The 13,861-nt window shown below is 52.0% G+C and carries 9 protein-coding genes and 1 pseudogene; 8 read left to right on the top strand and 2 right to left on the bottom strand.

The window, feature by feature from the left end; translation table 11 throughout:
• The first annotated feature begins 13 nt into the window (after positions 1-13).
• The 4 genes from LJN55_RS15990 to LJN55_RS15975 all read left to right on the top strand — a co-directional run bounded on the left by LJN55_RS15990 (position 14) and on the right by LJN55_RS15975 (position 6,242).
• Positions 14-2,707 (top strand): TonB-dependent receptor, encoded by a 2,694-nt coding sequence (locus LJN55_RS15990; RefSeq protein WP_133841392.1) that lies wholly within the window; start codon positions 14-16, stop codon positions 2,705-2,707.
• 172 nt (positions 2,708-2,879) lie between these two features.
• On the top strand, positions 2,880-3,725 hold the full coding sequence (locus tag LJN55_RS15985; RefSeq protein WP_212813094.1) for an energy transducer TonB: 846 nt from the start codon (positions 2,880-2,882) through the stop codon (positions 3,723-3,725).
• A 188-nt stretch (positions 3,726-3,913) separates the two neighbouring features.
• Positions 3,914-4,675 (top strand): Slam-dependent surface lipoprotein, encoded by a 762-nt coding sequence (locus tag LJN55_RS15980; RefSeq protein WP_133841394.1) that lies wholly within the window; start codon positions 3,914-3,916, stop codon positions 4,673-4,675.
• 82 nt (positions 4,676-4,757) lie between these two features.
• On the top strand, positions 4,758-6,242 hold the full coding sequence (locus LJN55_RS15975) for a porin family protein (protein WP_227534831.1): 1,485 nt from the start codon (positions 4,758-4,760) through the stop codon (positions 6,240-6,242).
• A 73-nt stretch (positions 6,243-6,315) separates the two neighbouring features.
• On the opposite strand, the gene yfbR is transcribed toward LJN55_RS15975, so the two are convergent.
• Positions 6,316-6,912, bottom strand: a complete 597-nt coding sequence (gene yfbR, locus LJN55_RS15970; RefSeq protein ID WP_133841395.1) for a 5'-deoxynucleotidase — start codon at positions 6,910-6,912, stop codon at positions 6,316-6,318.
• Positions 6,913-6,972: 60 nt separating this feature from the next.
• The gene (locus LJN55_RS15965) at positions 6,973-8,190 is read right to left on the bottom strand and encodes a pyridoxal phosphate-dependent aminotransferase (protein ID WP_133841396.1); all 1,218 of its coding nucleotides are present in this window, start codon (positions 8,188-8,190) and stop codon (positions 6,973-6,975) included.
• Positions 8,191-9,222: 1,032 nt separating this feature from the next.
• On the opposite strand from LJN55_RS15965, the gene lrhA reads away from it, so the two are divergent.
• From lrhA to nuoC, 4 genes and pseudogenes are all read left to right on the top strand, one after another.
• Entirely contained in the window at positions 9,223-10,149 is a 927-nt protein-coding gene (lrhA, locus tag LJN55_RS15960; protein ID WP_133841397.1) for a transcriptional regulator LrhA, read from the top strand.
• Between the two features lie 667 nt (positions 10,150-10,816).
• Positions 10,817-11,254: an NADH-quinone oxidoreductase subunit A gene (locus LJN55_RS15955; protein WP_133841398.1), complete on the top strand. Its 438-nt coding sequence runs from the start codon at positions 10,817-10,819 to the stop codon at positions 11,252-11,254.
• A 15-nt stretch (positions 11,255-11,269) separates the two neighbouring features.
• On the top strand, positions 11,270-11,944 hold the full coding sequence (locus LJN55_RS15950; RefSeq protein ID WP_133841399.1) for a NuoB/complex I 20 kDa subunit family protein: 675 nt from the start codon (positions 11,270-11,272) through the stop codon (positions 11,942-11,944).
• 103 nt (positions 11,945-12,047) lie between these two features.
• Positions 12,048-13,861, top strand: a pseudogene (gene nuoC / locus LJN55_RS15945) (NADH-quinone oxidoreductase subunit C/D).

Raw genomic sequence — 13,861 nt, 5'->3', positions numbered from 1 at the left:
GCCGAGGGGATTTATGATTTCGTCAGTTGAAGTTCGCCTTGCACGTCGTGTCGGTACCCGACTGTTAAGCGCAACGCTTTTAGGTTCACTTTCGTTGCCGCTGGTGGTGCTGTCTCACAGTGCACACGCAGAAGCCGCACAGCAAATTTCATTCAGCATCCCGGCCGGTTCACTGTCCGGCGCGCTGGCCGCGTTTGGCCGCCAGTCCGGTATGCAGATCAGTTATCCACCAGAAATGGCGGCCGGGAAGACATCTCCGGGTATCTCCACCACCACCACGTCTGACGCCGCGTTGAACCGGTTGTTGCAGGGCAGTGGGCTACAGGCAAACTTCAGCGGCAACACGGTCACACTGAATACGGCTTCAGCATCCAATGCCGACGATGATGCCCTGATGCTGGGCACCATTACCGTGACCGCTAAAGCAGGTGGAACGCCAGCGGACGCACCCTATGAAAGTGCCGGTTCCAGAGCGTATCTCTCTGGCGAACAGGTGGAGCGTTTTCGCGGCACCTCGGTAGGCGACTTCCTCTCTGGTGTACCCGGTGTGCTGAATGGTGATGCCCGCAACTCAGGGGCGCTGGATGTGAACATACGTGGTATGCAGGGACAGGGACGAGCACCGGTTATTGTCGATGGATCCAGCCAGGAGACCAGCATTTATCAGGGATATAATGGATCGAACTCACGTACCTATATTGACCCGGATTTTATTGGTTCCGTCGAGATTGAAAAGGGTGCCAGCATGGGTGCCGATGCCACTGGTGCCATCGGTGGGGTGGTGCGCGTCAGTACCATCGGTGTACAGGATATTTTGCTGCCGGGCGAAAGTCTGGGGGTACGTATTAAGGGCGGCTTTAACAGCAACAGTGGTCATGTTCCTGCGGAAGGTACCCGTGCGGGCATGAAAAAATCGTTCGGCTATGCTGGCGATAGTCCGACTTATGACCAGATGTATTATAAGAATGACACCCGGCGTCCGGGGTTACTGGAGGCAACGGGCGGTTCCGGAAGTATTGCGGTGGCAGGGACGAGCGACTATTTTGACGGTGTAGCTGCCTATGCCCGGCGCTACAACGGTAACTACTACGCGGGTAAGCACGGTGGCGGCCAGCCCCGGGTGACGACCAAAGTGGATCTCTATGGTAATAACACCTTAGTCAACGGCGGCATTGGACCTTACCGTGGCGGTGAGCAGGTGCTGAATACCTCGCTGGATAACGAATCCTGGCTGCTGAAAGGCAAGCTGAAGATGGTGAATAACCAGACGCTGGAACTGGGATATTCAAAATACATCAGTGACTACGGCTATCAGCTGGGATCGACGTATTTTATCACCCCCTCTTTCTATCAGGGACGGCTGAGTAATATCACGCTAGATACCTGGACTGCGCGTTATCAGTGGCAGCCCGATGATACCGATCTGATTAACCTCAAAGTGAACACGTTTTACAATCAGGTGGATAACCGTGCTAATGCCACCAGCTACAATGAAACGCTGGGCACTCTGACCTCTACCGCTATGCTGGTCGGTGCGGATCGCTGGGGTGCCACCGCATCGAATACCTCACTGTTCACCACGCCTGTCGGGGATGTCAGCGTTGAGCTGGGCGGAGGTTATACACGTGAAGATGTTGGCACACCGAGGGGTGTTACATTTGTCGATGATCTTTCGGTGGTCATGCCACAACCGCGCGAGGGTAATCGCCGCGAGAGTAATGCCTTTACCACACTGGAATGGAAACCGCAGGAATGGCTGACACTGAACGGCCATGTGCGCTATCAGCACTATAAAACCCTGGATGAGGCGCCAACCCTGGAAACACCGTATGAGCGTACCGATAAAGGCTGGTCACGGATTATCAGTGCAACGGTTGAGCCGTTTGAAGGTGTGAAACCTTATGTGAAGTACAGCAATGTCATGCGCAACCCCAGTATCTTTGAGTCACTGACCAGCCCGTCATTTGGCGTGCCGGTGGCGGATAACGCCGTGAAACCGGAACAGGCACGCAGCTATGAGGCCGGAATTAACATTCTGCGCGATGGCGTACTGATGAAAGAAGACAAACTGCGCCTGCATGCGGCGTATTTTGATAACCAGGTTGATAATTACATTACCCGTTCCAATGTCCCTATGGAGACGCCGTGGTTCACCTGGTATGCGCTGGGACGCATTAACCTGAAGTCAGCCGAGATGCGCGGTTTTGAAGTTTCCGCTGAGTATGACACCGGCAAAGTGTTCGGCAGTGTGGGCTGGAACCACTATACCCATGTGATGTTCTGCGCGGTGCCGGGCAGTATTAATCCTGAATATACCGAGTGTGCAGCCGGGGGGATTTACAACAGCTTCGCGCTTCAACAGGTACCGCCGAAAGATACGGTGACGGTGAATCTGGGAAGCCGTTTCCTCGATGACAAGCTGACCGTGGGTTCACGTGTTAACTGGATCGGCAGCCGCTACACCGAGGGAATTGGTGATGGCAGTGAGAAAACCACACAGTCACTGGGTGTCGGCTCAATTCAGCCTTCTCGCTGGCGTCCGTATGCGCTGGTTGACCTGTACGCCAGTTATAAGCTGAACAGGAATACGACGTTTGATTTGACCGTTGATAACCTGACCGACCGTTATTATGTCGAGGCGATGAGTATCTCACCGCAGGCCGGTCCAGGCAGGACACTGCGCGGTAGTGTGACGATGAAGTTCTGATAGCCTTTTGCGGGCGGGGGAAACCCCGCCCGTTTTCTTTTTTTCATTTAAATCAAAAAACGTTGTCTTCACTGAGAAAAAAAAGCCGCGCCGTTCGTTTTATTAGTAAGAAGCAAGATGCCAGGCAATCAACCCGAGAGGGGTGAAAGAATAAAAACAGGTTGGGGGTGGTATGCAAGGCGTACTCGGGCCGGAAAGTCAGCAAGATTCTCCGCTGTGGTTAACGGGTGGTCTGCTGGCGCTGGCACTACATGGCGGTCTGGCAGTCTGGTGGATGTGGACGCCACCGCCGGTTGCTGCTGACGATGCCCCTCCCGCAGCCATTATGATTGAAATCGCCGATACGGCGCAGGCTGTACAGACGCAGCAGAACAATATCACCACGGAAAAGGTGGATGCCCAGGCCAGTCAGGCGCAGAACAAAGAAGAAGCGCAGAGCGATGGCGCAGCGGCACCCGCGCAAGCACAGCCGCAGCCATCATTGAAGGACCCAGAAAAACCGCTGCCTGTCGTGGAAAAAACGGTGATGACCCAGTCAGCCGCCCGGGCATCGAAAAGTAAAAAAGATGAACAACGCAAGGCGCAGCAGAAAAGGCAGCGTCAGCAAAAACAGCAACAAGAGCAGCAACGCGAGCAAGCTGCATCAGCCCAGAGCGTTCAGGCACAGGTACAGGCGCAGCAGGCATTACGTAACGCCGCCCGCCAGACCGTCGCCAGCAACGCGCTGTCACCCCAACAGAGGGCGACCTGGATGAGCAAAGTGATGGCCCATCTGGAGAAGCGCAAACGCTATCCGCAGGCGGCACAGGATCGCGGACAGCAGGGGGTGGCGACCGTCGAATTTACCCTTGATGGTCAGGGAAATGTACAGACGGTAGCACTCAGAAAGGGCGTGGGTTTTAGTGCACTGGATAATGAAGTGTTGTCTCTGTTACGCCGTGCTTCACCGGTACCGGCACCGCCAGATGGTGAACCGAAACGACTTACCGCACAGATTCAGTTCTTCCCGCGTTCGTAGCGCGTGAGGCAGTTACCAGGGGGATATTCCGCTTTTTCCGGGGTAACTACGCTCTTATATGTAAATACAAATACATATCATTGTGATTTGTATTTAATTTTTTTGACCGGAGCCGCTGGTGTAACACGTAAGGGCGGCTCTAAATTTGCAGTTAACCGTTGTAAATCATCTTTTTAAGGAGAGTTCCAATGTTTGCAAAGAATAAAGTGGTTCTGGCTTTGGCAATTTTGGCGACAACAGGTGTGGCACAGGCAGCGGTCATTGTCGGGGGGACCAGTGCCAGCAGTAACCTGCTTATTGGTCAGGCTGGAACGACGACGCCTGCTGTTGCAGGGGCGGGAGTGAGCGGGCAGTTAAACAGTGCCATCACGGCTTTCAGCCATTTCACGTTACCGATGTTCAAAAACAGTGGGAACGATGGCTACAAATTCTCCGGTAAACAACTGACGGCTATCGGCGTTCCTGGTCATGGTGGCCTGGGGGTCTGGTCATTTGCCAAGGTGGGAACCCAGGATGTGTGGTTCGGTGAGTGGGATGCAGAAGGGACGGCTGTCGGTAGCAAAGTTAATGGCACTCATACCGCATTTTACGTAGGGAACAATGGGAATGTTGCCACCACGCTGCCAACCACTGGTCCAGTGACCTATGCGGTGAAATCCATCAACCGTGGCACCTCTGCGACAGCAGCCCTGCCATCCAGTACGCTGACTGCTAACTTCAGCACCAAAACGGCCAGTTCTACCGGTGATATCGCCTTCACCGGCGGCACCATTACCACTTCTGCTTCCGATGTGAAACTGGCGGCAAGCAACGTAGCGGTAACCAGCGTTAGCGGTACCGGTGGTGCTCTGAATGGTCAGTTCTACGGTACAGGCGCTTCTGCTGTAGCCGGTCTGGTGAAATTCTCAGACCGTAATAAAGATACTGCCTTTGGTGGTACTAAAAACTAATCTACCGGCAGCCTGAGGGTTGCTCCTCAGCAGGGATCCTTTATCGGATCCCTGCTTTTTTTATTCGGGGAACGTTATGCGGATGAGCAGGCTGATGGGTATCCGTGCCTTACGAATCGCTATACCCTTTTTTTGTACGCTCACAGTCGCTCATGCTCAGGAGCGTGAAGATACTCGCCGCATGCTTGAGATGAACGTGCAGCGCCAGGCGGCAGACCGCGAACGCGATCTGTTGCAGAGTGAAACCACCGCCCCGGCCGGCAGTACAATTACGATTGATGGACAAACCTGGCAGGTAGAGCACAGCTCCCCGGCCGTGGGGCAGGCGCTCTATCTGTCGCTGCAATCGCAGCAGTGGCCGGAAGCGCAACGTTTTCTCAATGACTATCTGACCTTTGCCGACCGTGACCCGCTGCTGGTGCACTACGCACAGGGATTGCTGGCGCGCAAACGGGGGGATTTTTCGCAGTCTGTTGCTGAATTTACCGCACTGCTGAACAGGCAGCCCGGTTTCCTGCCAGCCCGGCTTGAGCTGGCCCGCACGCTGTTTGAAGATGGTCAGGAGCGCGAGGCGGAGAATACCTTCACCGAGACGCTGGAGAGTATTGATGCCAGCGACCCAAAAACGGTGGGCGTCCGCAAGTCGATTGGCCTGTTCCGTGATGCACTGGAACAACGTCAGGCCTGGACCGGGGCTTTCGCTTTTGGTCCCGAATGGACGGATAACGTTAACCGGACCTCTGCCAGCCAGACCTGCCTGCTGTCGATCAGTGGTCAGTGTTATTACGAGCGCACCTTACCGAAGGCGATCAGTACCACTGGCATCAGCTTTGACGCCAGCGTGCAGCGGCGTATTCCCATCTGGCAGCATCATGGCTTGTATATTCGTTCACAGCTGTTTGGTACTCAGTACCGCACCCACGGCGACTACAACGAAACAACCTTCAGTACTCAGGCGGGTTACAGCTATCGCAAGGGACGCCATCAGATTGCTGTTGCACCCACGTTTGAGTATTACGATCTGGGTAATGACGCCTTTTACGGTGCCTGGGGTGCGCACGCAGAGTGGAGCTATCTGGCGGGCAGCGCCTCGTTGCTGAAAATTGAGAGCGACTATAAAGCGATGCGCTTTCGGCAGCAGCTGTATGCGCAAAATTTTGATGGCGGGCAAACCTCAACTTACACCACCTTTTATCGTGAGGTTGGGGCAGGGGTGACGTTGTTTGGCGGTATCGATTTTGTCGACAGTACGGCGGAAGATAAGGTCAATGCCTATCAGCAGAAGGGCGTTCGTCTGGGCGCTTCTGTTGAGTTACCTGCCGGGTTCCAGGCGACCGTATTTAGCGCGTATCGGCAGCGTGATTACGGCATGTACAGTCCGCTTCTTGAGATGCGTCGTCGCGACAAAGAGCAGAATTATACGCTGGTGCTGAAGGCGGTTGACTGCAAGGTCGCGGGGTTTGTTCCACTGCTGACCGTGCGGCATAACAAGGTGAAGAGTAACGTCGACTGGTTGTACAGCTATGATCGTAATGACGTGAGTCTGAAACTGGAGTATGCGTTTTGACCGCCGGGTCAGGCATGCCTGACCCCTGGGAAATATCCGTGCAGCTGGGCGTGGCATGCCGCGCCCGGGAGGATTACAACGAGTCCTGGCTGATTTCGTCCAGCGACAGGCTGAAGCTCGGCACGAAGACTTCGACGAAATAGTCCATTTCCGGGCTGTGGCGCTGCGTCAGCGTCTTCTCAAGCCGCGCTTTTGCCAGCAGAAACTCATTATTACCCGCTGATAATTCTTCCAGGCATTTCAGATAGGCACAGAGAGCATCAGCCTGCTTGACGATGGCCGTCTCCGCTTCGCTGTGCTGATGTTCATCAATCAGCGGTGCATAGGCGGAACGCAGCTCTTCCGGCAGCATTTCAATCAGCTTTTGCTGGGCAATCTTCTCTATCTTTTTGTACTCATGGGCAATCTGCGCGTTGTAATACTTCACCGGTGTGGGCAGATCGCCGGTCAGCACTTCGCTGGCATCGTGATAAATCGCCATCATTGCGATACGTTCAGCGTTGAGATTGCCATTAAATTTCTTATTTTTGATCAGGGCCAGAGCATGGGCGACCATTGCCACCTGTAAGCTGTGCTCCGAGACATTTTCGGTACGCACATTACGCATCAGCGGCCAGCGGTTGATCAGTTTCAGGCGGGAGAGGTGGGCAAAGAAGTGGCTTTGAGTCATGGTCATTTTCCCTTACGTCAAAATGCGAAGAGCGGCCTTAGCCGCTCTTTGGGGGGAACATTACAGCTGGCGATAGCCGCTGAGGAAGCGACCAAACTTGTTAATCGCCATATCCAGCTCATCCACGCGCGGCAGGGTGACGATACGAACGTGATCCGGCCACGGCCAGTTAAACGCAGTACCCTGCACCAGCAGCACTTTTTCTTGTAGCAGGAAGTCGAGCACCATTTTCTGGTCATCGTGGATGTTGAACTTCTTACTGTCGATTTTCGGGAACATATACAGCGCGCCATCCGGCTTCACGCAGCTGACTCCCGGGATTTCATTGATCAACTCCCAGGCACGGTTGCGCTGTTCATACAGACGGCCGCCAGGCTGGATAAATTCGCTAATACTCTGATATCCCCCCAGCGCCGTCTGAATCGCATGTTGCGCAGGGACGTTAGCGCACAGGCGCATTGAGGCCAGCATTTCCAGCCCTTCAATATAGCCTTTCGCATGTTTTTTCGGCCCGTTCAGCACCATCCAGCCCTGACGGAAGCCCGCCACACGGTAGGTTTTTGACAGACCGTTAAAGGTAATGGTCAACAGATCCGGTGCCAGGGCGGCAATAGAGTGATGCTGTGCGGCGTCATAAAGAATTTTGTCGTAGATCTCGTCGGCAAAAATAATCAGGTTATGCTGACGCGCCAGTTCGACCACTTCCAACAGCAGTTCTTTGCTGTAGACGGCACCGGTCGGGTTGTTCGGGTTAATAATCACAATGCCGCGAGTACGCGGTGTAATTTTGCTGCGGATATCATCCAGGTCCGGGAACCATCCTGCAGACTCATCACACAGGTAGTGAACCGCTTTGCCGCCAGAGAGCGATACGGCCGCCGTCCACAACGGATAATCCGGCGCGGGCACCAGCATTTCGTCGCCGCTGTTCAGCAGCGCCTGCATGGATTGCACAATCAGTTCAGACACACCGTTACCGATATAGATGTCTTCTACTGTCATATCACGCACGCCGCGCGCCTGATAATGCTGCATGATCGCTTTACGGGCGGAATAGAGGCCTTTTGAGTCGCAATAACCCTGTGCGCTTGGCAGGTTACGGATGACATCGACCAGAATTTCATCCGGGGCTTCAAAACCGAACGGGGCAGGGTTACCGATGTTCAGCTTGAGGACTTTATTTCCTTCTTCTTCGAGGCGCTTGGCTTCTTTTAATACCGGGCCGCGAATGTCGTAACACACATTATCCAGTTTGCTGGATTTATCAATTGGGGTCATCTCTGTCGCCTTGACTGGCAGAAGGGCATTCCTGCCGTGGAAAACTAAACATTGCACAATGTACTCTTCTCCTGGTTCCTTTTGAAGGGTGGCAACAGGCTTTGGTGTGTTAAAGGATGTTTTTTCATTCAGATGGCAGGCGTGCACACTGGATCGCTGTTTTATGACATTTCATGCTGTTATCTGAGTGTAATCCGATGTGAACAACTATTCAGATGTTTTAAAATCTCAGCGTATTGTCCTATCCGTCATACTTTTTCAACGTGATTATTAAATTATTTAGTAAATATTGATGTACTGATGATACATGAAACAGTCAAGTTACGCTTATTTGTCGGTATGTTTTTTGTACAAAGGGGGCTTTGCGTGAAGATTGACCATTGAGGGCTGATCCGCATGCTGCCTCGACCGAGTGTGATAATCGTGCTGTGGGAATAATAAAGTTTGTAGTGTCAGGGCCTGTGCTGCGGGCTGTTGCCAATAAAATCTTACTTTAGTGATAAGAATAATCAGTTTTGGGCTTAAAAAGTAAACGACAGTATGTCAGGATAACCTTCAGGAGACTTTGCACCGGGTGTGCAGGTTCTTCCGGTAATAAAAAAAAGATTTTTATTACTCTAAACAATAAGTACTGCTTAACATTTTTCGCTGTTTCTACAGCGTGTTGGTAACTTAATTTTCAAGGGTTGTTTTAGACTAACGACACCGCAACTCGTCTCTTTTTGAGTTTTGTCGGCGTTACTTAACTATAACGACGCGGCTTCCTGCAACTTATGGGTTAGTGCAGCGTGCATTAGTGATGTATCAGACGGAAGAACCTTTTCTCTGCGATCTTGCCATTCACCATTGGTCAAAATTACCAGAGTAAAAACTACTTATTCGTCTGCCAATGAAAGTAATGCATCGGGTAATTTTTTTTATTGCTAAACACTGTAGCCATTATGCAATTGTTATCATTTTATCCCATTGATAAAAAAGGTAATAACACCAGGGTAGCTGTTTGTAAAAAACTTATAAAGTGAAGAAAAAAACATGACTAGTGCAAATCGTCCAATACTTAATCTTGACCTCGATCTGCTGAGAACCTTCGTTGCTGTTGCTGATTTGAACACCTTTGCTGCCGCTGCAGCAGCGGTGTGCAGAACGCAGTCAGCCGTAAGCCAGCAGATGCAGCGTCTGGAACAATTGGTAGGCAAAGAGCTGTTTGCCAGGCATGGACGCAACAAGTTATTAACGGAACATGGTATTCAGTTACTGGGCTACGCCAGAAAAATCCTGCGCTTCAACGATGAAGCCTGTACTTCTCTGATGTACAGCAACATTCAGGGCGTACTGACCATCGGCGCATCTGATGATACTTCTGATACCATTTTACCGTTTCTGCTCAACCGCGTGACATCGGTTTACCCGAAACTGGCTATCGATGTCCGTGTGAAACGCAATCCCTTCATGATGGAAATGTTAAACCAGGGTGAAGTTGATCTGGTGGTGACGACCTCCAGCCCGATGAACTTCGCCTGGCAGGTTCTGCGTACGTCTCCAACATTGTGGTACTGCGCAGCGGATTACATCTTCCAGCGTGGAGAAGCCATTCCTTTGGTTCTGCTGGATGAGCCAAGCCCATACCGTGACATGGCCATTGACCATCTTAACGAAGCGGGCATTCCGTGGCGTATCTCGTACGTTGCCTCAACACTTGCTGCGGTCCGTGCTGCGGTGAAAGCGGGCCTGGGTGTCACAGCTCGTCCGGTTGAGATGATGAGCCCGGAATTACGCGTAATGGGGGCTGCTGAAGGGCTGCCAATGTTGCCAGACACCGAGTATTTGCTGTGCCGTAACCCGGACAGCGATAACGAACTGGCGCTGGCAATCTTCAACGCAATGGAGTCCGGCAATGATCCCTACCGCCTGACCCCTGCAGCGCCAGACAGCGCAGCTTTTGCCGATGAAGAAGAATAACCAGTAAACGCAAACGATTACTTTTATCATTAAACATTGATGAATTTAAGTTTTACTGAGTAAAAAAGGCCTTTCAGCGTATTTTTAATCTGAAAGGCCTTTTTTTTACCTTTTAGTCGAGTGAAACCCTTCTTTTTTTGACGTCAATTAACACTGCGGTGTCAAAAATTCACCTATTCGTTGAACGACGATTTTTTTCCTCTTTCCGAGCCATCTGATCCGATCAGTGAATTGATTCGGCAGTAAAAAACCGACCGTTTTTATCACTAAAAACACCAAACTGTGTTCTGGATCAAAAAAATAACCCCATTAAGGGGCAGGAAAAGAGGACGAATCCTGCCAAAATAGGCCTTGTTAAATACACGATCCAAACAAGGTTTTAACCGCTACACTTTGATCACATGATGTCACTGACTCGATTTAGCCCATTTTTTGAGCATCATGTGTTAAATAAATGTTGTGAGTGTAAAATAATGTGCGGATAGTTTTGTCAAAGTTGACAAAAGGTCAGTTAAAGGAGTAAAAAACCACATAAAATTACTGCCTAATCGCTAAAGACGGTAAAATTTATAAGGTTTTTCATTCTTCCCTTGAATCGATGTGGTGTGTTAACTGCCAAATAATAGAGCAGGACGCAAAACGCCACTTTTGGTGAGTAAGCAAGAGTATGTCAACAACCACAGAAGTCGTCGCCCATCACTGGGCATTCGCTGTTTTCCTGATCGTCTCGATTGGTCTCTGCTGCCTGATGTTGGCCGGAGCATGGTTTTTGGGCGGAAAAGCCCGTGGAAGGCATACAAATACACCTTTTGAATCCGGTATCGCCTCTGTAGGCAGCGCCAAACTGCGTCTGTCTGCCAAGTTCTACCTGGTTGCCATGTTCTTCGTCATCTTCGACGTTGAAGCCCTCTATCTCTACGCATGGTCGACGGCTATTCGCGAAAGCGGATGGGTCGGCTTTGTCGAAGCCGCCATTTTCATTTTGGTTCTGCTTGCTGGTCTGTTTTATCTGGTTCGCATTGGCGCACTGGATTGGGCTCCTGCCCGTCGTCAGTTTGACGTCAAACCTACCACCATCTCGCACGCCAACCGTCACAAGCAGTAACAGCGAGGCATTAACATGGACTATACGCTCACCCGCATAGACCCGAACGGTGAGAATGACCGTTACCCACTGCAAAAACAGGAGATCGTGACCGATCCCCTGGAAAAGCACGTTCATCAAAACGTCTACATGGGCAAGCTGGAACATGCCATGCACGACATGGTGAACTGGGGTCGCAAGAACTCCCTTTGGCCGTTTAACTTCGGTCTTTCCTGTTGCTATGTAGAAATGACCACGTCGTTTACGTCGGTGCATGACGTTGCGCGCTTTGGTTCTGAAGTTATCCGTGCTTCGCCGCGCCAGGCAGACTTTATGGTGGTTGCAGGAACCTGCTTCACCAAGATGGCTCCGGTTGTTCAGCGCCTGTATGACCAGATGCTGGAACCGAAATGGGTGATCTCAATGGGTGCCTGTGCCAACTCCGGTGGCATGTACGACATCTATTCCGTAGTACAGGGCGTGGATAAATTCCTGCCAGTTGACGTGTATATTCCAGGCTGCCCACCGCGCCCTGAAGCGTATATGCAGGCGCTGCTGCTGCTGCAGGAGTCCATCGGAAAAGAACGTCGCCCGCTGTCGTGGGTGGTCAGCGATCAGGGCGTTTATCGCGCCAATATGCAATCTGAGCGCGACAGGAAAAACGCCGAGCGTATCGCAGTCACTAATCTGCGTACCCCTGACGAAATTTAAGACAGCAGTTTATGGATGTGGTCATGAAAAGCGCAATAAAAACACAATGTCATCGCGCTGACCCACCTGACGCCAACACTGAGTGCCTGTCTGACAGGCCAGAATGGTGAACAACTTATGACAGATTTAACCACGCAAGATCTCGCTCAGCCGTTATGGCAAACCCGAGATCACCAGGATGACCCGGTGATCGGCGAGCTGCGTAATCGTTTTGGGCCTGATGCCTTTACCGTGCAAGCAACCCGTACCGGCGTGCCGGTAGTCTGGGTGAAACGTGAGCAGTTGCTTGAGATTATTGAGTTCCTGCGCAAGTTGCCTAAACCTTATGTGATGCTGTATGACCTGCATGGCATGGATGAGCGCCTGCGTACGCACCGTGCCGGATTACCGGCGGCGGATTTTTCCGTTTTCTATCACTTCATCTCCATTGAACGCAATCGCGACATCATGCTCAAGGTGGCGTTGTCTGAAAACGATTTGAATGTGCCAACCATCACCAAAATTTTCCCGAATGCCAACTGGTATGAGCGTGAAACCTGGGAGATGTTTGGTATCAATGTCGAGGGCCACCCACACCTGACGCGCATCATGATGCCGCAGACCTGGGAAGGGCACCCGTTGCGTAAAGACTATCCGGCGCGTGCGACCGAATTCGATCCTTTCGAGCTGACCAAGCAGAAAGAGGATCTGGAGATGGAGTCCCTGACCTTCAAACCAGAAGACTGGGGCATGAAGCGTTCGACCAACAATGAGGACTTCATGTTCCTCAACCTGGGTCCGAACCACCCATCAGCGCACGGTGCTTTCCGTATCATCCTGCAACTGGACGGCGAAGAGATCGTCGACTGTGTGCCGGATATCGGCTACCACCATCGTGGTGCGGAAAAAATGGGCGAACGCCAGTCCTGGCACAGCTACATTCCGTACACTGACCGTATCGAGTATCTCGGCGGCTGCGTCAATGAAATGCCTTATGTACTGGCGGTTGAAAAACTGGCAGGTATCAAGGTGCCAGAACGCGTTGAAGTGATTCGCGTGATGCTTTCAGAGCTGTTCCGTATAAACAGCCATCTGCTGTACATCTCTACGTTTATTCAGGACGTCGGTGCTATGTCTCCGGTGTTCTTTGCCTTTACCGATCGCCAGAAAATTTATGACGTAGTGGAAGCTATTACCGGTTTCCGTATGCATCCGGCCTGGTTCCGCATTGGCGGCGTGGCGCATGACCTGCCGAAAGGCTGGGAACGCTTGCTGCGTGAGTTCCTCGACTGGATGCCAAAACGTCTGAAAGCTTACGAACAGACGGCGTTGAAAAACTCCGTGCTGATTGCCCGCTCCAAAGGTGTTTCTGCCTACAACATGGAAGAAGCGCTGGCCTGGGGCACCACCGGTGCTGGTCTGCGTGGTACGGGGCTGGACTTTGACGTGCGTAAATGGCGCCCGTACTCCGGTTATGAAAACTTCGATTTCGAAGTGCCAATCGGAGACGGCGTGAGCTGTGCTTACACGCGTGTGATGCTGAAGATGGAAGAGATGCGCCAGAGTATGCGCATTCTGGAACAGTGCCTGAAGAACATGCCAGCAGGCCCGTTCAAAGCCGACCATCCTCTGACCACACCGCCGCCGAAAGAGCGCACGCTGCAACATATCGAAACCCTGATCACTCACTTCCTGCAAGTGTCGTGGGGCCCGATTATGCCGGCCAACGAATCCTTCCAGATGATTGAGGCGACAAAAGGGATCAACAGTTACTACCTCACCAGTGATGGCAGCACCATGAGCTACCGCACCCGCGTGCGTACGCCAAGCTTCCCGCACTTGCAGCAGATCCCTTCGGTGATCAACGGCAGCCTGGTATCCGACCTGATCGTATACCTCGGTAGTATCGATTTTGTTATGTCAGACGTGGACCGCTAA

The sequence above is a fragment of the Erwinia rhapontici genome (assembly GCF_020683125.1).
Classification (GTDB): domain Bacteria; phylum Pseudomonadota; class Gammaproteobacteria; order Enterobacterales; family Enterobacteriaceae; genus Erwinia; species Erwinia rhapontici.
Note: the sequence above shows the minus strand (reverse complement) of the source record. Positions and strands in the feature narration are given on the sequence as shown.